We start from the raw sequence: 19,981 nt of genomic DNA, 5'->3' as shown, positions 1-19,981 counted from the left end.
GCATTCTGTTTTGTGTTGCGGGCTTCAAACACAAATAAAAAAAACGCCCCGCTGCAAGCAGCGGGGCGGCTAAATAAAGCCTACTTTCATAATCCGGAGTGAAACACCCCGGGTGAAAGATAGAATATCTTACCTCTGTACCCTACGACTCAAATTCTAGTCATTTTCTGAGCGATTGCAAGGTTTTTTTGTAATAAAACTACATAAAAGTGTAGGTGCTGCATTTTTAAGGCTTTTTATGTAATTAAATTACCATCTGCTTAGGGCGTGTTGACGTTTTCTGCTTAGATTTTGTTCGCACTGGCGGCGCTTTGATCGCGAAACGAGGAGCGCAGTTTAGTTATTCTAAATAAGTGACGAGTGACAAAGAGCAAAGCGCCGCCAGCGCGAACCCTTCGGGCAGCGTTTGGCTGGCGTTTCTACTGCGTTATCGCTTGTTCATGTAGAATAACTACACATCACAAGCTCTGCCTTGTATAAACACCAGCCAAACGGCTGCAAAAACAAGCAGCAAACGTCAACACGCCCTAGTGTGCTTCATCCCAGTTTTTGCCATAGCCTACTTCGGCGAGTAAAGGCACATCCAATTTGGCTGCGCTGGCCATCAGCTGTTTCAACTCGGTAGCTAACCAACTGACATCTGCCGCCGTCACTTCGAACACCAGTTCGTCGTGTACTTGCATAATCATGGCAGCTTTATCAGCAGCATGCTGCTGTAGCCATGTCTGTACCTTAATCATTGCCAGTTTGATAATATCAGCCGCCGTGCCTTGCATCGGTGCATTAATCGCAGCCCGTTCCGCCGCTTTTTGTCTGCCAATATTTTTAGCATTAATATCAGGCAGATATAAGCGACGGCCAAACAGGGTTTCAACATAGCCCTGTTCATGCGCCTGTTTGCGGGTGCGCTCCATATAATCGAGTACACCTGGGAAACGCTCGAAATAGCGGTCAACATAGTGCTGAGCTTCACCGCGGCCAATACCAAGTTGCTTGGCTAAGCCAAAGGCTGACATGCCATAGATTAAACCAAAGTTTACGGCTTTGGCACTTCGCCGCTGCTCGGCGGTAACCTGCTCCAGACTGACGCCAAATACTTCGGCGGCGGTTGCCCGGTGTACATCCAGTCCCTTGGCGAACGCATCCAGTAACGCCTTGTCCTGCGACAGGTGCGCCATAATTCTCAGCTCAATCTGCGAGTAGTCGATGGCCATCAGTAATTTGCCTTTGGGCGCGATAAAGGCTTGTCGGATCCGGCGCCCTTCTTCGGTGCGGATCGGAATATTCTGCAAGTTCGGCTCGGTGGAGCTTAAGCGGCCCGTGGCAGCGACCGCTTGGTGGTAGGAAGTATGCACCCGGCCCGTCGCCTTATTAACCATCTTCGGTAATTTTTCGGTATAGGTGGAACGCAGTTTACTCAGGCCGCGGTGCTCCGTGATCAGTTTTGGAAATTCATATTCCAGTGCTAACTCTGCCAGCACTTCTTCTGCTGTTGATGGCGTGCCGCTGGGTGTCTTTTTCAGTACCGGCAACTTCATCTGCTCGAACAGAATTTCTTGTAACTGTTTCGGGGAGGCCAGATTAAATTCTTTGCCGGCTTGCTGATAAGCCAATTGCTCCAGCTCGGCAATCCGCTGACTCAACTGCTGGCTTTGCTCAGCCAATAATTGGCTGTCTATCAGTACTCCATGACGTTCAATATCTGACAGAATGGCAATCAATGGCAGTTCAATTTCATTGAAAACCTTAACCAATCCGGCGCTCTGCTGTAGCTGAGGCCATAATGTCTGATGCAGCCGTAATGTCACATCGGCATCTTCTGCGGCGTACTCAGCAGCCTTTTCCAATTCAATTTGATTAAAAGTGAGTTGCTTGGCGCCTTTACCGGCCAAATCTTCAAAGCTGATAGTGCTATGTCCAAGATATTTCAACGCCAGGCTATCCATATCATGGCGGCCGGCAACGGAGTTAAGTACGTAGGACTCCAGCATGGTGTCAAACTTGACACCCCGCAGCGCAATCTTATAGCGTGCCAGCACACTTTGATCGTACTTCAGATTCTGACCTACCTTGGCTTTAGCGGGATTTTCCAGCCAGGGTGTTAAGCGTTGCAAACAGTGCTGGCGATCCAGTTGCGCCGGCGCGCCCAGATAATCATGTGCCAGCGGCAAGTACCAGGCTTGACCGGCGGCGGTAGCAAAAGATAAACCAACCAGCTCGGCCTGCATATAATCCAGACTGGTGGTTTCAGTATCAAAAGCCGTTAATTCTGCCTGATCCAGGATTATCAGTAACTGCTCGAAATCCTCTGACGTCAGAATGGTTTGATATTGCTGACGATCAATCACCTGCCGCACTTCCGTTGGCGTCTTATCGGCTGTCTCGCTTGCGCTGGCATCCTGTGCCGGACTCTCTGACGCTCCGGCACTGTGCTGGCTACTGGCTAAGACTTCAGCCAGCCAGCGTTTAAACTCACATTCACGATATAATTCAGCTAGTTGTGCCTGATCAGCTGGCTGGATTTGTAATTCATCCAGTGTGCAGGGTAGCGCTACGTCGCATTTAATCGTTGCCAGCTCGTATGACAGTTTCAGCTGGGCTTCAAATTCCTGCAGTTTGGCTGCCATAGTTTTGGCGCCGCGGAAACTCAGTGCTGCAACCTGATCCAGCTGTTGGTAAATCTGTTCAATTGAACCCAACCCCTGCAGCAGAGCCGCTGCCGTTTTCTCACCTACTCCGGGCAGACCCGGGATGTTATCCACCTTATCACCCATCAGCGCCAGATAATCGATAATCAACTCCGGGCCAATACCGAATTTTTCCAGCACCGCAGGGGGATCGAGCAGCGTATTGGTCATGGTATTAATTAGCGTGACATGCTCATCGACCAACTGCGCCATATCCTTATCGCCAGTTGAAATCAGGGTGTGCCGTCCGGCCGCGCTGGCCTGCCGCGCTAGCGTACCAATCACATCATCAGCTTCCACACCACTGATACATAACAACGGCAAACCCATGGCCCGGATAATATTGTGCAGAGGTTCAATCTGGCTACGTAAGTCATCAGGCATCGGTGGCCGATGGGCTTTGTACTCGGCATACATCTCATTCCGAAATGTTGGCCCTTTGGCATCAAACACGACCGCCATTTGTGTTGGTTGGTACTGTTTGAGCAAGCTCTTCAACATATTGACCACGCCATAAATGGCACCTGTGGCTTCGCCACGCGAATTCGTTAAATGTGGTGGCGCGTGATAAGCACGAAATAAATAAGAAGAACCGTCGACCAAGATCAGCGGATTTTTGGGGATATAGACCATGATGATTGCCCTGCGCGGAGTTTGAGATATAGGATGCCATAGCTACACGGATCCGGCTAGCTGAACAAGTCGGGTTGCGGCAGTCAAAATCGGGAGTAAGCTGTGGATAACTTTGTGCAAAAAAATAGCTAACCGACACGCTGTAGTAAACAGCATGAGGCTGGTGTAATTCTAAGTGTTTGTTTTATAAAGAAAGGAACGAAACTGCAAGTGCCCTTATTCTTATTTTTTCAGCATTGCGTAATGTGGAAAACGCTTGAGCTTTCGCCCGGAGTCCATTCACAAAAAGCTGCCTGCAACTCCATGCAGGTGGAACAGACTATCACAATCAGCGGCTTTGCCCAGAGTAAATTTTAAAAAATTTTGCTCCTAAAAATCCTATTTGCTGTATAAAACGGCATAAAGCAAGTTTGATAAGGCTTAGCACGCTATTGTCAGGATCATTTGACAAAATTAAGGCGTTAAAAGCCTGCTGCGGCTAACTCTTCCGTTCTGCCGCAAAGGCAGGCTATAATGCCAGCAAATCAGTATGGCTTTCAGCACGGGATCGACATTATGAAGAAATTGACACTTGCAGTAGCAATGCTGCTGACAACACTAGGTTTGCAGGCCAGTACCGAACAGGAAGCTGACGCTATCGCTAAGCGGATCGCGCCAGTGGGTCAGGTTTATGTTGCTGGTGCAGCGGCAGCCACAGAAGCCGTCGCAGCGGGTCCACGCAGTGGTGAGCAAGTGTATAAGTCGGCCTGTTTTGCTTGTCATGGTACCGGCGCACTGGACGCCCCCAAGCCTAATTCAGAGGCCTGGAAGCCACGTTTAGCGCAAGGATTCGACGTGCTGCTGAAACACTCTATGGAAGGTTTTAACAATATGCCAGCGATGGGCACTTGTACTACCTGTTCTGAGGATGAAATTGCTGCCGCGATTCGCTTTATGACAGACGGTGTTTAAATCATCGTTAAAGCGCTTTGGAAAACCGCAGCTTGCTGCGGTTTTTTTATCTCTGCAGTGTTTAAAGATCTTCTTTAACTAATTTAGTGATATTTCCTTGCTATCTCTTCCCTGCGTCTAAACTTTGTGCATAATAACACTTTATTATTATTGCTCTGACCAGTGTTTATTCGCAACGGAATGGCGGGATTGAACAACTTAGAAACACTTCAGCATCAACTTAAACGCGCTTCCACCAAAATACGGCGGTTGCTAACCCTGATTGAGCGCTTTAAAGAAGCCTACACCATTCAGGGGGCTTTGTTGCAGCTCTCAGAATTAGCCAGCAGCATCAGCGACATGGCTGAATTTTATCCGGCCATCCACAAGATGGTGTCGGAACAACTGCACGCCGAAAATTTTTATGTTGTGTTGTATGACAGTGAAACGGGTCAATATAGCCTGCAATATTTTTCAGATGAAAAAGATCAACAGCTGATTGCTTCGGTACCGTCCAGTGCTTTTTCACGGGGTTTGACAGGTTATGTCGCCAGAACTGAGCAGCCTTTGCTCTGCGACGAAGCGCAATTTGATGCTTTGGTGCAAAGCGGCGAAATTCTGGCACAAGGCTCACCGTCTGCCCATTGGATGGGTATTCCGCTATGGCGGGATGATAAAGTTATCGGGGTGATGGCAATCCAGTCCTACGATAGCCAATACCGTTATAACGAACATGATTTAAAATTGTTCAACAGCATTGGCAGTAATACGGTGATTGCACTTGATCGGGTAAAGAGCCGTGAGTTACTGGAAACCACAGTAAGACAACGCACCTTGCAGTTACGCCAGACTAATGAGTCTTTACAAAAAGAAATTAAAGAACGCACGCACGCTGAAAAACTGCAAGCCGCACTGTATAAGATCTCGGAACTGACCGCCAGCAGTCAGGATATGCAAGCTTTTTACCGCGCCATGCATAATGTGCTCTGTGGTTTGATGGCAGCAGACAATTGCTATATTGCTTTGCTAAGTCAGGACGGCACTAAACTGAACTTTCCGTTTTACCTTGACCAATACAGTCCGGCGGCAGTTGACCGGCCGCTGGGTAAAGGTTTTACCGAATATGTGATTCGGTGTGCCGAAGCGCGCTTAATTAATAATGATGAAGCACAGCAATTGGTTGAACGCGGCGAAATCCGCCGCGGCATAAGTAATCTGGGCGGGCCTTCTAAATATTCCAGCAGCTGGCTGGGTGCGCCACTAAAAATTGACCAGAAAGTGATCGGAGTGATAGCGGTGCAATCCTACGAGGCTGGCTATCAATACACTGATCAGGAGCTGACCATTTTGCGTTTTGTGTCACAGCATATCGCTGTCGCCATTCAGCGCAAGTTAGCGGCAGAGCGGCAACGCCAGCATCAGGAAGAACTGGAACGCAAAGTGTTTGAAAGCACCCGGGAGCTGCGCCAAACCAATTTGTTTTTACGCTTGCAGGTAGAAGAGCGGAAAAAAGCTGAGCAAAAACTGTTTTATGATGCTAATCATGACGTATTAACAGGGCTGGCGAATCGTCAAATGTTCTTGCAGCAATTAAAACAACAATTTGCGCTAAGTAAACGTCAGGCTCATCCGGGTATGGCGTTGTTATTTCTGGACTTGGACCGCTTTAAGTTAATTAACGATACGCTCGGCCACCATATTGGCGATGCCTTTCTGGTGGAAAGCAGTAAACGTTTGCTCAGTGCGATTCGCGAGCATGATCTGGCTGCGCGCTTCGGGGGGGACGAGTTCGTGGTGATGCTGGTTAATTTACAGCATGCCCAGGATGCCGAAGAGGTCGCACAGCGGATTATTGATAAGTTCCGCCAACCTTATCAATTAGACGGTCATAAAACCCAGTCTGGCGTCAGCGTCGGCATAGCACCACTGACGCTCGAATATCACCACGCCGATGCGCTGTTACGCGATGCCGATGCGGCTATGTATCATGCCAAGGCGCTGGGCCGGGGCCGCTACGCGGTATTCCAGCCGGAAATGCGCGACCAGATGTTAAAGGCGCTGAGTAATTAAGTGCCGGTCATCCGGTAACGACTTAGTTTTTATTTAATAATTGCCGTAAGCGGGCAATATTCGCTGCGGCGGTTTGTTGGCGCTGCTCAGCCGTTTTCGGCTGCTCCGGCTTTTGCCATTCCAAATCATCCTGCGGTAACTCCTGTAAAAAGCGGCTGGGCTCTGGCTTAATGGTTTCACCGTATTGCCGGCGTTCGCGGGCGTAGGTAAAGATCAACTCACGCTGCGCCCGGGTAATGCCAACATAGGCCAGCCGGCGCTCTTCCTCGACATTATCTTCATCGATACTGGTTTGGTGCGGCAAAATACCCTCTTCCATCCCAACCATAAACACGTAGGGAAACTCCAAACCTTTTGAAGCATGCAGGGTTAACAATTGCACCTGATCGGCCTGATCTTCCTGTTCCTGGCGCTCTAACATATCGCGTAAGCAAAGCTTACTAACGACTTCGTTAATAGTCATCGCCGGCTCGTCATCTTTGCCTTCCAGCATTTCGACTATCCAACGGTACAGCTCGTTGACATTTTTCAACGCCATTTCCGCCGCTTTCGGGCTGTTGCTGGTTTCAAATAGCCAGGCTTCGTAATGGCTTTGCCGGATCAAATCGCGAATCGCTTCGCTGGCCTCAGCGCGCTGGGCATTATCTGCCAGCTGATTAATCCAGTCAGCAAATCGCGTTACCGTCTGCAGGCTACGCGCCGGTAAGACCTGTGCCAGCTCTGGGTGACAACAGGCGGCGAACAGGCTGATCTGTAGTTGATTAGCAAGATTACCGATTTTCTCCAGCGTGGCATGGCCGATTTCCCGCCGCGGCACATTAATAATCCGCAATAGCGCGTTATCGTCATCCTGATTGACCAGCAAGCGCAGATAAGCCATTACATCCTTAATTTCGCTACGGGCAAAAAAGGAGGTGCCACCGGAAATGCGGTAGGGGATACGGTTAGTCATCAGCGCCTTTTCAAATACCCGCGCCTGATGGTTGCCGCGATAGAGGATGGCATAATCTCGGTATTGGCTGCGGTTACTAAAACGGTGCGAGATAATTTCGGCTACGACCTTGTCGGCTTCATCGTCTTCATGTTTGCAGGGCAGTACTTTAAGTGGTACGCCATAGCCATTGACGCTAAACAGCTTTTTCTCGAATTCATGCGGGTTATTGGCGATCAGAATATTCGCGGCTTTCAAAATGCGTTCAGCGGAGCGGTAGTTTTGTTCCAGCTTGATGACCTGCAGCTCAGGAAAGTCTTTTTTCAACAGCACCAGATTTTGCGGCCGGGCACCGCGCCAGGAATAGATTGACTGGTCGTCATCGCCCACCACGGTAAAGCGGCGCCGCTCGCCAACCAGCCATTTCACCAGTTCATACTGACTGGTATTGGTATCCTGATATTCGTCGACTAACAAATAGCGGATTTTTTGCTGCCAGCGTTCGCGGGTTTCGGTCTGATGCTGAAATAACAGGGTCGGTAGCAGGATAAGATCATCAAAATCAAAGGCATTACAGGCTTTTAGCATCTTACTGTACTGCAGATAATAATTCGCCAGGCTAATGGTCTCAGCATCCTGCGTTTGTTGCAGCGCCAGTTCGGGTAGCGTCAGGTCGTTTTTCCAGCTGCTGATCCGGTTTTGTAGCTTGCGGATCAGCTCTTTATCACCGTTATACTCGCCAGCGGTCAGTTCTTTTAACAGCGCAAAGCTATCCTGATCGTCAAACAAACTGAAGTTAGCTTTGTAACCAAGCTGGCGATATTCTTTTTTCAGAATCTCCAGCCCCAGGGTATGGAAGGTCGAGATGGTCAGGCCACGGGTGGCACTTTTCGGCAATTGGGCGTTAATCCGCTCCCGCATTTCACGCGCGGCTTTATTGGTGAAGGTCACGGCGGCGATATGTCGTGCCGGCAACTCGCACTCCTGAATCAGGTAAGCGATTTTATTGATAATGACCCGGGTTTTACCGCTGCCAGCGCCTGCCAATACCAGACAGGGGCCGCCAATAAATTTTACCGCTGCATCTTGCTGTGGATTTAATTTCATCTAACCTGCCTTTCGTTCCGGGTTGGCATTGTAAGGCCTGCCGCCAGAAATTTCATTCGCGTTCTGCCATTTAGGCCGTAGAATAGACCAACATCATCGAAAACCCTGGAGAACGAGATGCTGGATCCAAAAAAAATTGAAGAGATCGCCCGCCAGATTGGGGCTGTTATTCCTCCACAGCTCAAACAGTTTGCCGATGAGCTGGAAGGCAAGGTTAAGCAGGTATTGCAAGCTAAGCTGGCCGATTTAGACTTTGTTAGTCGGGAAGAGTTTGATGTACAGCGTCAGGTACTATTGCGTACCCGTGAGAAAGTTGAAGTGATGGAGCAACAATTGGCGGCATTATTGGCTGAAAAAACCCAAGACTTCCGTCAAAACGAGTTACCCAGCTCAGATCAGCAGTAATGCAACCCTAAAAGCTGCGCCGGTGTTGGCCGGCGCAGTTAATTGTTTATTTTTGTACAGATTTCAGGATTTCTGTTAAACCGGCTACCGCGCCACCGATATTCGCCAGCTCTGCTGGTACAATCATCGTGTTATTGGCTTTAGCCAGGTTGCCAAACTCTTTCACGTATTGCTCAGCTACCCGCAGACTAACCGCTTCCTGACCACCTGGCTGGTTAATCGCCTCGGCGATCTTACGCAGACCCTCTGCTGTGGCGACGGCAATCAGTTCAATTTCCCGTGCCCGGCCCTCAGCTTCGTTAATTTGCCGCTGTTTGTCGGCTTCAGACAGGTTGATCACTTCCTGTTTCTGACCTTCAGAGACGTTGATCATTGCCTGACGTTCACCTTCTGACTTGGCAATGGCTGCGCGTCGCTCGCGCTCGGCGCGCATTTGCTGTTCCAGCGCATCTTTAATGCTGATCGGCAGTTCGATATCAGCAATTTCATAACGTAACACTTTCACACCCCAGGGGCCGGCGGCTTCGTCCAGTGCCCGTACTACTTCTTCGTTGATTTTGGCCCGCTCTTCAAAGGTTTTATCTAAGTCAGTTTGACCAATCACCGAACGCATGGTGGTTTGAGCCAGCTGTGCCGCGGCGTAGCGATAATCATTGATGCCGTAACTGGCCTTCATCGGATCGATCACCTGTAGATATAAAATGCCATCAATTCCGACCTGAATGTTATCCCGGGTAACACAGGTCTGACGGTTAACGTCGATCACTTCTTCTTTCAGCGTTTGGATATAAGCCACTTTATCGATAAACGGGATCAGAATATGAAAGCCGGAATCCAGGGTGCGCGAGTACTTGCCGAGGCGCTCAATGACAAAGTTGCTCCGTTGAGGGACCACCCGGGCCGACTTGAAAATGGTAATCACCACCGCCAGCGCAAAGCCGAAGGTCAGAATGGTTTGAATATCTAATTGTTCCATAAGTTACGATTCCTTTTTCGTTAATGAACTTTGACAACGGTCAGATGAATACCCTCATTAGCAACGACCCGCGCCAGATCGCCGGCTTTTAACGGGTCACTGGATTGGGCATCCCACTGCACACCGTTTAATACAACCCGGCCACGGCCGTGCTGAAAGTCGGCTAACACGGTAACAGTGTCGCCAATGTCTTCGGTAAAGCGTGATGGATGTTCGCCTTTGTCGGCGGTATAGCCAACAAACCAGCGTTTAAAGCGGCCACGGGCGGTAAATAGCAGTACCAGACTGACGATACCGAAGATACTGTACTGGGTACTGGCGGCTTCAATCCAACCGAGCTGCAGTAAGATACCGACAACGATAGCGGCCAATCCCAGAAAGACAGCGACAATACTGGTGGCTAATAATTCGCTGAGAATTAGCACCACACCAATAATGATCCAAATCATTGCAGCGCTCAAAGTTCTCTCCTGTTAACGAGCTGATTTTACACTACAGTGTAGTGTGAAAAATTTAATTTGGTAACTGTTAATTTACAACTAATTGTAACCGTGTATGTCACACTAAGTTATGAGTTGCTTGTGGCAAAGAACAATAGATTTATGCTCAGAACGCTTTTCCGTTTAGTGTTTTGGTTGGGATTGGCCTGGTTGCTTTGGAGTAGTTTTAGTCACCGGGAACAGCAATCTACCACCAGGTCAGCAGTTAACGGGTCTTTGTGTCAGACGCCGGTTGCCTGGCGTCTGGCAACGCTGGATCCGGCCTTCCGGTTGTCGGAAGCTCAGGCGTTGGCATTGATCACCGAAGCGGCTGAGCAATGGAACCGGATTACTGGCCAACAACTGTTTACTTATGACGCCGCGCAAGGCTTTCCAATCCACTTTCAGTACGATGAGCGGCAGCAGCAATTAGCGCAACGTTTGCTGTTACAGCGTAATGTGCAGCGCTATGACGAACATCTGGAGGTGCTGCAGCGGCAGTATCAGCGCCAGTTAGTACAGGTGCAGCAACAAAACAGCCGGGTACAGCAGTTGCAGCAGGAGTATCAACAACAGTTACAAACTCTGGAGCAACAAGGAGCACGAACTCTCCCGGCTGCTCTGCAGCGACAGTGGCGGCTCCTGGAAGAAGAACAAAGAGTGCTGATGCAGCAGGCGGATGAGCTGAACGCCGAGCAACAGCGTTTGCAGCAAATGGTGACCCAACGCAATAATTTGCTACCGCAGCAGCAAGTGATCGGCAGCCACGAGCTTGGTGTGATGAGTATCCGACAGGCGCAGCGCCAGATGGTGATCTATGCTTTCGCGGACCAACAGGATTTACTGGTTACGCTACAACACGAGTTTGGCCATGCGCTGGGCTTACCACACAGTGACGATCCGGCGGCGGTAATGCATGCTCAATTACATGGCGGTCAGCAATGGCTGACCACCACCGATTTTAAGTTATGGCAGCAATATTGTGTTAATTAAGCCGATCTTTTTCGGCTAGCTGTTGATCCAGAACCTGTAAAAAGTTCAGCACGGTTTCCACCACCTGATGATAAAACGCCACATCCACCTTATCAGCCGTGTCTCTCGGGGTATGGTAGTCCGCGTGATCCGCCACCCCAAAATAGATAAAAGGGATACCCTGTTGGTGAAAGACACCGTGATCCGAGCTAAGTGTCCAATCCTGAGTATGCCCAGCTTTGTACCAAGGTCGGTCGTGGGCCGCAATCAGCTTGACCGCACTCTGTTGTTGCACTTGCTGTAGCAGAGGCTGTAACCATGGATGATGATAACTACCAACCGCAAATAGCTGCTGCTCTGTATCACGGCTTAGCATATCAATATTGATATTAAAGCGCAGTTGGTCAGCATCAAACAGGCCGGTGCGAAACAGCGCTACTGCGCCTTGTAAGCCTTTTTCTTCGCTATCTAACGCGACAAACAGCACAGAGTGACGCAGTGGCTGTTGCTTAAGGTAACGTGCCAGTTCTAACATGGCGGCGACGCCAGAGGCATTATCGTCGGCGCCATAGAAGATGGTATCGCCGTGCATGCCGAGGTGATCATAGTGGGCGGTGATAATCAGTGGCTTTAAACCCGGTTCAGTACCAGCTAACAGTCCCAGTACGTTGGCCGCATCTGCTACGCCGGGGATCACCGCGTTTTTACCCCTGAACCAGCGGCGTAACGAAAAATGCTCGGTTACGCTATAGGGGTGCAGATAACCCTCGCTGCCGGCGGGAGCTAAACCGATAGTCGCAAATTGTTCGGCAATCCAGAGTCTGGCGGCAATACCACCGGCAGTACCGGGAGCCCGCCCTTGCCGCTCAGCTGCCGCTAACCAACTCAGGTCGGCCATCATTCTTTCAGCATCAAGGCGTTGCAGTGGTGCTGCCGGTACGGCCTGTTGCTTCAGCGTGATAATTCTGGCACTTTCCTGCTGGGTTAACTGTGTTAGCCAGTAGGGTTTCAGGCCGTAGTAAGCCAGGGTAGCAATAACTACAAGGGCCAGTGGCCAGCGTAGTTTTTTCAGTAGCACCATCTGTGTTTCCCGTTATATCTAAGAGAGCCGCACGGCAGCGGTGGTGGCTACCGTGTCATTGAATGCAAACATCATACGGATAATGACCGGCAAAGCCGTCATTTTTCGACTAGACCTCACTGGGCAGCGACGACTTTAATTTCGACTTTCCAATGCGGATCGGCCAGTTTCGCTGCTACTGTGGTGCGGGCAGGCGCGGCACCGACGGGCAGCCAGGCATCCCACACCTGATTCATCGCGGCATAGTCGGCCATATCGGCCAGAAAAATAGTCACGTCGACCAGTTTTTTGCTGTCACTAAAACAGCGCTCCAGTAAGGCATCCACCTGAGACAGCACATTTTGGGTTTGCTGGCTAATATCGGTAGCATCTGTATCAGGTACCATGCCGGCACAAAAGATCAGCCCATTGGCGATCACGGCTTCTGAATAACGCACTGTCGGATCAATACGTTGGATTGTCATAACCACTCCTTTTTCAGCTTAACTGTTGCAGGCTACCTCGCTTTGTAAAAAAGTACCAGTCGCACAATAAAAAAGGGCGTACTGTCATGCGATGCAGTACGCCAAGGCCGTGGTTAGGAATGGGTGTTAATTTTTTGCCGTTTTCTGAGTGTTAAACAAATCAAAATCTTGCATCACCGGCAAACGTTGTTGAATTTGACTTTCCAGTTGATCCAGTTGCTCTACCTGCTGGCACATGGCTTCACCGCGCTGCTCCAGCACACTGGCTTTTTGCTGCATATTTTGCTCTAACTGCTCGCCAAATTTTTCCATGCGTTGGCCAAAGGCTTCCATCCGCTGCTCGAAGTTGCCCTGACCATTGACCATGGCTTTACCAATTTGCAGCATAATATTGCCCATGCTTTCCTCGACCAGGTTTTCAATTGCTGCATCAAACTCCGGACCAAAAGCCTGATCCAGTGTCGACATCTGGCTGCCACGTAACTCCAGCGTATCGCCATTACGGATAATAATATTGTCGGTACTGAGCTGAATTTTTGCCATCACCTGCTGCAGCGCCGGATGGTCTTGCAATGATTTTCCGGTCAGTTCAGTTAATACCTGCCCTACCGCAGTACTCGCCAACAGCATGGCATCCGTCACTAACTCCACCGTAGAGTTAGCTTGCTGGCGAATGCCAGCCTGATATTGCTGTAACAGCGCCCGGCTTTCGGCATCCGTTGTTTGCTCTTTGTCTGCTAACCAAAGCCGGCCTTGTGGGTCAATACGCCACAGAGGCTGCTGTTGTTGTTGCAAAACCAGTTGGGTGGGTGAGATCAGTAAATCGTGTTCAAGTTGAAACTGGCAGCTTTGCTCAGCTACCGCCGGGTTAGAGATAGTAACAGCGGCAGTTAACAGTAATGCTTTCATTATTTTATCCTTCTTGCTGATTTGACCCTGTTAGCAGAGCAAAGTGAATGCCAACTATTAATACGCTGATTTTAAACAATAAAATTATTTTATTAGTGACGGGCTTAGGAAGTTTATTGTTGGATTTGCTAAAAAGTAGTGAGTTTGACTAAGTGGTTGTTACTGTCTTTAGAAAGAACTTATTCAGGCCGCCTGAGTTTTTAATTCCTTTCTGGAATAACCAAGAGAGATCCATTCTTTTACCAGTAGTCATCTGGATGGCTAAAATGTGGGTAATTAATTTAAGCAGGGTTTGTTATGCTGTTATCGTCACTGGTCGCTCAGGCCAGCCCGCTGTCTGAACAGCAGGTAAAACAATTACAGGGGCTGGTAAGCCAGCTTAATCCGATCCAGCAAGCCTGGGTTAGTGGCTATCTGGCGGCCAGTGCCCAATTGGCCGGTCAGAGTGTGGCAGTTGCTCCTTCGGCGGTAGCGGCACCTGCCGCGACTTTAACAGTGCTATATGGTTCACAAACCGGCAATGCCAAGCATGTTGCGCAAGATCTGGGCAAGGCCGCCAGTGGCAAAGGCTTTACGGTTAAGGTGCAGGACCTGGCCGAATATAAAGCGGCTAATCTGAAAAATGAGCGCTTTTTAGTGATTGTCACCTCGACCTATGGTGAGGGAGAGCCGCCGGAAAATGCCATCAGCTTTTATAACTTCCTGTTTAGTAAAAAAGCGCCACAGCTGCCAGAGCTGCGTTATGCGGTATTGGGCTTAGGCGATACCAGCTATGAATTTTTCTGCAAAACAGCACAGGATTTTGATCAGCGCCTCGCCGAATTAGGCGGCAAAGCTATTATTGCCCGGGCCGATCTGGATGTCGACTACGGCACTGCCGCCGCAAACTGGCAGCAGCAGCTAATCACTACCTTAGAGCCGGAATTTGCGCAGGCGCCGGCGGCAACGGCTGATGTTATTAGCTGGCCGGGTGTCAGCCAAACGGCGGCGGCAGAGAGCAGTTACAGTAAACAACAGCCGTTTAGCGCTGAGCTGTATACCAATCAGAAGATCACTGGCCGTGATTCGAGCAAAGATGTGCGGCATATTGAGATTTCGCTGGCGGGCTCCGGGCTGCGTTATCAGCCGGGTGACGCCCTGGGTGTTTATTTCAGTAATGACCCACAGCTGGTAAAAGAGCTCTTACTGCTCACTGGCATTGCCGCTACTACCCCGGTATTACTGGGTACAGAGCGTCTGACCATTAGTGATGTCCTGACTGAACAGCTGGAGCTAACCCAGTCCTATCCCGCCTTCGTCGATAAGTATGCCAAAGCCAGCGGCAGCGCCGCGTTACAAGCTTTAGTGGCCGATAAAACCGCGCTACGCAGCTATCTGAGCGAGCGGCAGATTATCGATATCGTACGTGAACATCCGGCGCTGATTAGCGCGCAGCAACTGGTGGATGCGCTACGTAAGCAGCAGCCACGCTTATATTCTATTGCGTCCTCACAGGCCGAGGTAGAGGACGAAGTGCATTTAACGGTGGGTGTGGTGCGTTATGAAGCCTATGGCAAACCGCATCTGGGTGGCGCTTCCGGCTTTTTAGCCGAGCGGTTAGCAGAGGGTGGCAGCATTAAGGTGTTTGTTGAAACCAATAACAACTTCCGCTTGCCGGAAAATGATGACACCCCGGTAATTATGATTGGCCCGGGCACCGGCATTGCGCCGTTCCGCGCCTTTTTACAAGAGCGGGATGCCCGTGCCGCCAGCGGTAAAAACTGGCTATTCTTTGGTAACCCACACTTTACCCAGGACTTCCTGTATCAGGTGGAGCTACAGAATTACTTAAAGCAAGGCTTGCTGACCCGGCTCGACGTTGCCTTTAGCCGTGATACGGCGGAAAAAGTCTATGTGCAGCACAAGCTGCTGAAACATGGCGCTGAGGTCTGGCAATGGTTAGAGCAGGGTGCACACCTGTATATCTGCGGTGATGGCGCCCGGATGGCGAAAGATGTGCATCAGGCGTTGTTGACGATAGTGCAGCAGCAAGGCGGTAAAGATGAAAAGGCCGCGCAACAGTATTTAGATCAGTTACGGATAGCCAAACGCTATCAGAAGGATGTGTATTAATGAGTCAGTATCCTGTTAATCCTGAATTTGTCGCGCCGGGCAAGCTGTCGGACAACGAGCGCTTAAAGGCTGAAAGCGACCATTTACGTGGCACTATCACCAGCGACTTGCAAAATGAGATTACCGGTGGTTTTACCGGCGATAACTTTATGTTGATCCGTTTTCACGGCATGTATCAGCAGGATGACCGTGATATCCGCGCGGAGCGCGCGGCGCAAAAGCTGGAGCCGCTGCACAATGTAATGCTGCGGGCGCGGATGCCCGGCGGCATTATTACACCAACGCAATGGCTGGCTATCGATAAGTTCGCGGCCGAGCACACCTTATATGGCAGTATCCGCCTGACCACCCGCCAGACTTTTCAGTTTCATGGCGTGTTAAAGCCGAATATTAAACCGATGCACCAGTTCTTAAACAGCATTGGCATCGATTCGATTGCCACTGCCGGAGATGTTAACCGTAACGTGCTTTGCACCTCTAACCCGGTCGAGAGCGAGTTACATCAACAGGCGTATCAGTGGGCGATTAAGATCAGCGAACATTTGCTGCCGAAAACCCGCGCCTATGCCGAGATCTGGCTGGATGAGGAAAAAATTGAAACCACCGAGACCGAACCGGTGCTGGGTGATACCTACCTGCCACGTAAGTTTAAAACCACAGTGGTGATCCCGCCGCACAATGATGTTGATGTGCATGCCAACGATCTGAATTTTGTTGCCATTGCCGAGCACGGCCAGTTGATTGGCTTTAATGTGCTGGTTGGTGGCGGCCTGGCGATGACCTTTGGCGATACCTCGACTTATCCGCGCCGGGCGGAAGAGCTGGGCTTTATTAGCCTGGAGCATGTACTGAAAGTGGCCGAGCATGTGGTCACCGTGCAGCGCGATTATGGTGATCGGGTGAATCGTAAAAACGCCAAAACCAAGTACACCATCGATCGCATCGGCGTCGACAATTTCCGTAGTGAAGTAGAAAAGCGCGTTGGCGTGGCTTTTGAACCGGTGCGTCCTTATGCCTTTACCAGCCGCGGCGATCGCTTTGGTTGGGTCGAGGGCATTGATGGTAAACATCACCTGACGCTGTTTATCGAAAATGGCCGGGTGCTGGATTTCCCCGGCAAACCATTAAAAACCGGCTTAGCGGAAATCGCGAAGATCCATCAGGGCGATTTGCGGATGACGGCAAACCAGAACCTGATTATTGCCGGCGTGCCGCTCGAGCAAAAAGCGCAAATCGAACAACTGGCACGTCAATACGGTTTGCTGGATGACAGCCACAGTGAGCAGCGTAAAAACTCGATGGCCTGTGTGTCGTTCCCGACCTGCCCGCTGGCAATGGCGGAAGCGGAGCGTTATCTGCCTGAACTGGTGACGAAAGTTGAAGGCTTGCTTAGCAAAAACGGCGTTGCCGACGATCATATCGTGCTGCGGGTCACCGGCTGTCCGAATGGCTGTGGCCGTGCGATGCTGGCCGAGGTCGGCTTAGTGGGCCGGGCGCCGGGTAAATACAATGTCTATCTGGGGGGTAACAAAGTCGGTACCCGGATCCCGAAACTGTTTTTAGATAACGTTGCAGAAGCGGAGATTTTAGCTCAGCTTGACCAGCTTATCGGGCGTTGGGCCACCGAACGGCAGGCCGGCGAAGACTTTGGTGACTTTGTGATCCGCAGCGGTGTGGTCGCAGAGGTCAAAGTGTCTAAAACCGATTTTCACGCCTGAGCCGGAGTAAGCAGCATGGGGCAAGTACTGAATGATTACCGGCAGATCCTGCAGCAGAGCACCGAAGTGCAGCAAGCCTGGCTGGCGGAGCTTAATTCGCTGCTGGCGCCTCTGTCGGCGGCTGAGCGGGTGGCCTGGGCGCTGCGTCATTTACCGCAGCAACCGATGCTCAGCTCCAGTTTTGGCATTCAGGCCGCGGTGATGCTGCATCTGGTCAGCGTGCAAAAACCGGATATTCCGGTAGTGCTGACCGACACCGGCTATTTATTTCCGGAAACCTATCAGTTTATTGATCAGCTGACTGAGCGACTGGGACTGAACTTGCAGGTTTATCGCGCTGCTCTCAGTCCACAGTGGCAGGAAGCCCGCTATGGCCAGCTCTGGTTAAGTGCTGAGGGTATCAAGCAATATAATCAGCTTAATAAAGTCGAGCCCATGCAGCGAGCGCTACGCGAGCTAAAAGTGGGCACCTGGTTTACCGGCTTGCGCCGCAGCCAGAGCAGCACCCGTGCCGATAAAGCCATAGTGGAAATCAGCCGCGGGGTGGTTAAGGTGCAGCCTATTATCGACTGGAGCAATAAGGACGTCTTTTACTACTTAAAACAGCATAACCTGCCTTACCATCCGTTGTGGGAGCAGGGCTATCTGTCGGTTGGTGATACCCATTCCACTGCGAAATTTGAACCGGGCATGAGTGAGGAGGATACCCGCTTTAATGGCTTTGGCCGCGAATGCGGTTTGCATATGGACGGTGACGGTATCTAATTTTTCTGAAAGCGCTATCGCTTTGCTGAAAATTCAGCCATATTAAGTTACATCTAAGGGTGTGGTGCTAGCTAAGTAATGAAATTTCTGGCTGTCAGCTGTCTGTTGTTAATGCCGCTATGGCTGCGGGCGGAGTCGCTGGTGATGTATACCGAGCACTTCCCGCCTTATAGCTACGAAAAAGACCAGCAAATTACCGGTCTGAACACTGAACTGGTGCGGCGTAGCTGTCAAATTGCCAAGATCCAATGTGAATTCCGCTTATTGCCCTGGTTACGCGCTTATGAAGCGGCGCAAAATGATCCCAAATCCGGTTTGTACTCCACTTCACGCAATCCGTTACGGGAAGACGCTTTTCAATGGGTTGGGCCACTGGCCCATGCCAGTGCCAGTATGTATTGGCTAACATCCCGCCTTGATGCGCCGCCCCGCACTCTGGAGCAGGCGAAGCAATATATTGTTGCGGTTGCCCGTGGCGACGTTTATGAGTTGTATCTGCAAAGCCAGGGCTTTGAAGTGGATGTCAACTTACTACGTTTTAATAGTAAATCTGATGCGGTGTTACCCTTTTTACATGGCAAGGTTGATCTGTTAATTGCGTCAGAGCTTATTTTGCCGGTATGGCTGGCTGAGCATCAACAGCTGCGGACTGTCGTGCAACCGGTGATTGATTTGTCTGCAGTAGGTCATAATTATCTGGCGTTGCACCCTGAAATGCCGCCAGCACTGGTAGAACGCCTACAACAGGCGCTGAACGAGCTTAAAGCCACGGGCGAGTATCAACAATTAATGGAGTACTTTCTGCAACCCAAGCGCTTGCAGAGTGATACCTTACCTGCAACTCAAGGCTAAACAGCCTGCATCTGTTGTCACCCCTGCGTCATCTTCTGTTGTTATGTTGTGGTCTAATTCGCTGTTACAGCATTGAAATCAGCTGCCCTAGCCCTAACCTTAGTGCAGAGTAATACAGGCGAACTTTTATCGCCGTCGTTGGTCTGTTTTGGCGCCCAATCGTATAACTGTGAACTGGGCTTTATCAATTAAAGCGATTAGTATGATTTGTTTTATTCGTTTTAAAAGCTGATGAGGCTTGGCTACACTAGTCAGCGTTGAAACATTAACTGTTTTATTAACTGTAAGGAGCAACACATGTCTTCATTAATCAATACCAAAATCAAGCCGTTTAAAGCAACTGCGTACCATCAGGGTAAATTCGTACCAGTAACTGATCAGGACTTACTGGGCAAGTGGTCTGTAGTGTGCTTCTACCCAGCTGACTTCACTTTCGTCTGCCCAACTGAATTAGGTGACCTGGCTGATTTCTACGCTAAGTTCAAAGAAATCGGTGTGGAAGTGTATTCTGTTTCTACTGACACCCACTTCACTCACAAAGCCTGGCACGATGCTTCTGATACCATCAAGAAGATCGAATACCCAATGATCGGTGACCCAACCGGTGCTATCACCCGCAACTTCGGTGTGATGATCGAAGAAGACGGTCTGGCACTGCGTGGTACTTTCGTGATCAACCCAGAGGGTGTGATCAAAGTATGTGAAATCCACGACCTGGGTATCGGCCGTTCAGCTGCTGAGCTGTTCCGTAAAGTACAAGCTGCTCAGTACGTTGCTAACCACGACGGCGAAGTGTGCCCAGCTAAATGGACACCAGGTGAGAAGACGTTAGCACCTTCTCTGGATCTGGTTGGTAAGATCTAAGTTTGATGCAACTTGCAGGCAACTGC

16 protein-coding genes are annotated in these 19,981 nt (G+C 50.2%); 9 read left to right on the top strand and 7 right to left on the bottom strand.

Annotated elements, in window-relative coordinates; genetic code table 11:
• Nucleotides 1-527 precede the first annotated feature (527 nt).
• On the bottom strand, nucleotides 528-3,320 hold the full coding sequence (gene polA / locus AGRI_RS10470; protein ID WP_008984912.1) for a DNA polymerase I: 2,793 nt from the start codon (nucleotides 3,318-3,320) through the stop codon (nucleotides 528-530).
• Nucleotides 3,321-3,875: 555 nt separating this feature from the next.
• On the opposite strand from polA, the gene AGRI_RS10465 reads away from it, so the two are divergent.
• Nucleotides 3,876-4,271, top strand: a complete 396-nt coding sequence (locus AGRI_RS10465; RefSeq protein ID WP_040291831.1) for a c-type cytochrome — start codon at nucleotides 3,876-3,878, stop codon at nucleotides 4,269-4,271.
• A 180-nt stretch (nucleotides 4,272-4,451) separates the two neighbouring features.
• On the top strand, nucleotides 4,452-6,320 hold the full coding sequence (locus AGRI_RS10460; RefSeq protein WP_040291802.1) for a sensor domain-containing diguanylate cyclase: 1,869 nt from the start codon (nucleotides 4,452-4,454) through the stop codon (nucleotides 6,318-6,320).
• 22 nt (nucleotides 6,321-6,342) lie between these two features.
• Here AGRI_RS10460 and rep read toward each other — a convergent pair whose 3' ends face one another.
• Complete coding sequence (gene rep / locus AGRI_RS10455) at nucleotides 6,343-8,358, bottom strand: DNA helicase Rep (protein WP_008984909.1); 2,016 nt, start codon at nucleotides 8,356-8,358, stop codon at nucleotides 6,343-6,345.
• A 117-nt stretch (nucleotides 8,359-8,475) separates the two neighbouring features.
• On the opposite strand from rep, the gene ubiK reads away from it, so the two are divergent.
• Nucleotides 8,476-8,763 carry a ubiquinone biosynthesis accessory factor UbiK gene (gene ubiK / locus AGRI_RS10450; RefSeq protein ID WP_008984908.1) on the top strand — a complete coding sequence of 96 codons (288 nt, stop codon included), beginning with the start codon at nucleotides 8,476-8,478 and terminating at the stop codon, nucleotides 8,761-8,763.
• A gap of 46 nt (nucleotides 8,764-8,809) precedes the next feature.
• Here ubiK and AGRI_RS10445 read toward each other — a convergent pair whose 3' ends face one another.
• Nucleotides 8,810-9,739, bottom strand: coding sequence for an SPFH domain-containing protein (locus AGRI_RS10445; RefSeq protein ID WP_008984907.1), 930 nt, complete (start codon nucleotides 9,737-9,739; stop codon nucleotides 8,810-8,812).
• Between the two features lie 20 nt (nucleotides 9,740-9,759).
• Nucleotides 9,760-10,200: an NfeD family protein gene (locus tag AGRI_RS10440; protein WP_008984906.1), complete on the bottom strand. Its 441-nt coding sequence runs from the start codon at nucleotides 10,198-10,200 to the stop codon at nucleotides 9,760-9,762.
• A 141-nt stretch (nucleotides 10,201-10,341) separates the two neighbouring features.
• Here AGRI_RS10440 and AGRI_RS10435 point away from each other — a divergent pair, with 141 nt between their 5' ends.
• Nucleotides 10,342-11,211 (top strand): matrixin family metalloprotease, encoded by an 870-nt coding sequence (locus AGRI_RS10435; protein ID WP_193353435.1) that lies wholly within the window; start codon nucleotides 10,342-10,344, stop codon nucleotides 11,209-11,211.
• Here the strand turns inward: AGRI_RS10435 and AGRI_RS10430 are convergent.
• From AGRI_RS10430 to AGRI_RS10420, 3 genes are all read right to left on the bottom strand, one after another.
• The gene (locus AGRI_RS10430) at nucleotides 11,204-12,271 is read right to left on the bottom strand and encodes a M20/M25/M40 family metallo-hydrolase (RefSeq protein WP_008984904.1); all 1,068 of its coding nucleotides are present in this window, start codon (nucleotides 12,269-12,271) and stop codon (nucleotides 11,204-11,206) included. The genes AGRI_RS10435 and AGRI_RS10430 overlap by 8 nt on opposite strands.
• Nucleotides 12,272-12,387: 116 nt before the next feature.
• Nucleotides 12,388-12,735 (bottom strand): RidA family protein, encoded by a 348-nt coding sequence (locus AGRI_RS10425; protein WP_008984903.1) that lies wholly within the window; start codon nucleotides 12,733-12,735, stop codon nucleotides 12,388-12,390.
• A 126-nt stretch (nucleotides 12,736-12,861) separates the two neighbouring features.
• The gene (locus AGRI_RS10420) at nucleotides 12,862-13,644 is read right to left on the bottom strand and encodes a DUF2884 family protein (RefSeq protein ID WP_008984902.1); all 783 of its coding nucleotides are present in this window, start codon (nucleotides 13,642-13,644) and stop codon (nucleotides 12,862-12,864) included.
• Nucleotides 13,645-13,941: 297 nt separating this feature from the next.
• Here AGRI_RS10420 and AGRI_RS10415 point away from each other — a divergent pair, with 297 nt between their 5' ends.
• The 5 genes from AGRI_RS10415 to ahpC all read left to right on the top strand — a co-directional run bounded on the left by AGRI_RS10415 (nucleotide 13,942) and on the right by ahpC (nucleotide 19,955).
• Nucleotides 13,942-15,756 carry an assimilatory sulfite reductase (NADPH) flavoprotein subunit gene (locus tag AGRI_RS10415; protein WP_008984901.1) on the top strand — a complete coding sequence of 605 codons (1,815 nt, stop codon included), beginning with the start codon at nucleotides 13,942-13,944 and terminating at the stop codon, nucleotides 15,754-15,756.
• Complete coding sequence (gene cysI, locus AGRI_RS10410; protein WP_008984900.1) at nucleotides 15,756-17,474, top strand: assimilatory sulfite reductase (NADPH) hemoprotein subunit; 1,719 nt, start codon at nucleotides 15,756-15,758, stop codon at nucleotides 17,472-17,474. Before AGRI_RS10415 ends, cysI begins: the two co-directional genes overlap by 1 nt.
• 27 nt (nucleotides 17,475-17,501) lie before the next feature.
• The gene (locus AGRI_RS10405; protein WP_040291829.1) at nucleotides 17,502-18,239 is read left to right on the top strand and encodes a phosphoadenylyl-sulfate reductase; all 738 of its coding nucleotides are present in this window, start codon (nucleotides 17,502-17,504) and stop codon (nucleotides 18,237-18,239) included.
• A gap of 78 nt (nucleotides 18,240-18,317) precedes the next feature.
• Nucleotides 18,318-19,091, top strand: a complete 774-nt coding sequence (locus AGRI_RS10400) for a substrate-binding periplasmic protein (RefSeq protein WP_008984898.1) — start codon at nucleotides 18,318-18,320, stop codon at nucleotides 19,089-19,091.
• Nucleotides 19,092-19,388: 297 nt separating this feature from the next.
• The gene (gene ahpC / locus AGRI_RS10395) at nucleotides 19,389-19,955 is read left to right on the top strand and encodes an alkyl hydroperoxide reductase subunit C (protein ID WP_008984897.1); all 567 of its coding nucleotides are present in this window, start codon (nucleotides 19,389-19,391) and stop codon (nucleotides 19,953-19,955) included.
• Nucleotides 19,956-19,981: the final 26 nt, after the last annotated feature.

It is taken from the genome of Alishewanella agri BL06 (assembly GCF_000272005.1).
GTDB classification, from domain to species: Bacteria; Pseudomonadota; Gammaproteobacteria; order Enterobacterales; family Alteromonadaceae; genus Alishewanella; species Alishewanella agri.
This window is presented reverse-complemented; position numbering and strand designations above follow the sequence as displayed.

Coding starts and splice junctions, on each gene's coding strand:
- AGRI_RS10435 (WP_193353435.1), top strand. CDS start 10,342: ATGCTCAGAACGCTTTTCCGTTTAGTGTTTTGGTTGGGATTGGCCTGG.
- rep (WP_008984909.1), bottom strand. CDS start 8,358: ATGAAATTAAATCCACAGCAAGATGCAGCGGTAAAATTTATTGGCGGC.
- AGRI_RS10430 (WP_008984904.1), bottom strand. CDS start 12,271: ATGGTGCTACTGAAAAAACTACGCTGGCCACTGGCCCTTGTAGTTATT.
- AGRI_RS10460 (WP_040291802.1), top strand. CDS start 4,452: ATGGCGGGATTGAACAACTTAGAAACACTTCAGCATCAACTTAAACGC.
- AGRI_RS10420 (WP_008984902.1), bottom strand. CDS start 13,644: ATGAAAGCATTACTGTTAACTGCCGCTGTTACTATCTCTAACCCGGCG.
- AGRI_RS10400 (WP_008984898.1), top strand. CDS start 18,318: ATGAAATTTCTGGCTGTCAGCTGTCTGTTGTTAATGCCGCTATGGCTG.
- AGRI_RS10425 (WP_008984903.1), bottom strand. CDS start 12,735: ATGACAATCCAACGTATTGATCCGACAGTGCGTTATTCAGAAGCCGTG.
- ahpC (WP_008984897.1), top strand. CDS start 19,389: ATGTCTTCATTAATCAATACCAAAATCAAGCCGTTTAAAGCAACTGCG.
- AGRI_RS10445 (WP_008984907.1), bottom strand. CDS start 9,739: ATGGAACAATTAGATATTCAAACCATTCTGACCTTCGGCTTTGCGCTG.
- ubiK (WP_008984908.1), top strand. CDS start 8,476: ATGCTGGATCCAAAAAAAATTGAAGAGATCGCCCGCCAGATTGGGGCT.
- cysI (WP_008984900.1), top strand. CDS start 15,756: ATGAGTCAGTATCCTGTTAATCCTGAATTTGTCGCGCCGGGCAAGCTG.
- AGRI_RS10415 (WP_008984901.1), top strand. CDS start 13,942: ATGCTGTTATCGTCACTGGTCGCTCAGGCCAGCCCGCTGTCTGAACAG.
- AGRI_RS10465 (WP_040291831.1), top strand. CDS start 3,876: ATGAAGAAATTGACACTTGCAGTAGCAATGCTGCTGACAACACTAGGT.
- polA (WP_008984912.1), bottom strand. CDS start 3,320: ATGGTCTATATCCCCAAAAATCCGCTGATCTTGGTCGACGGTTCTTCT.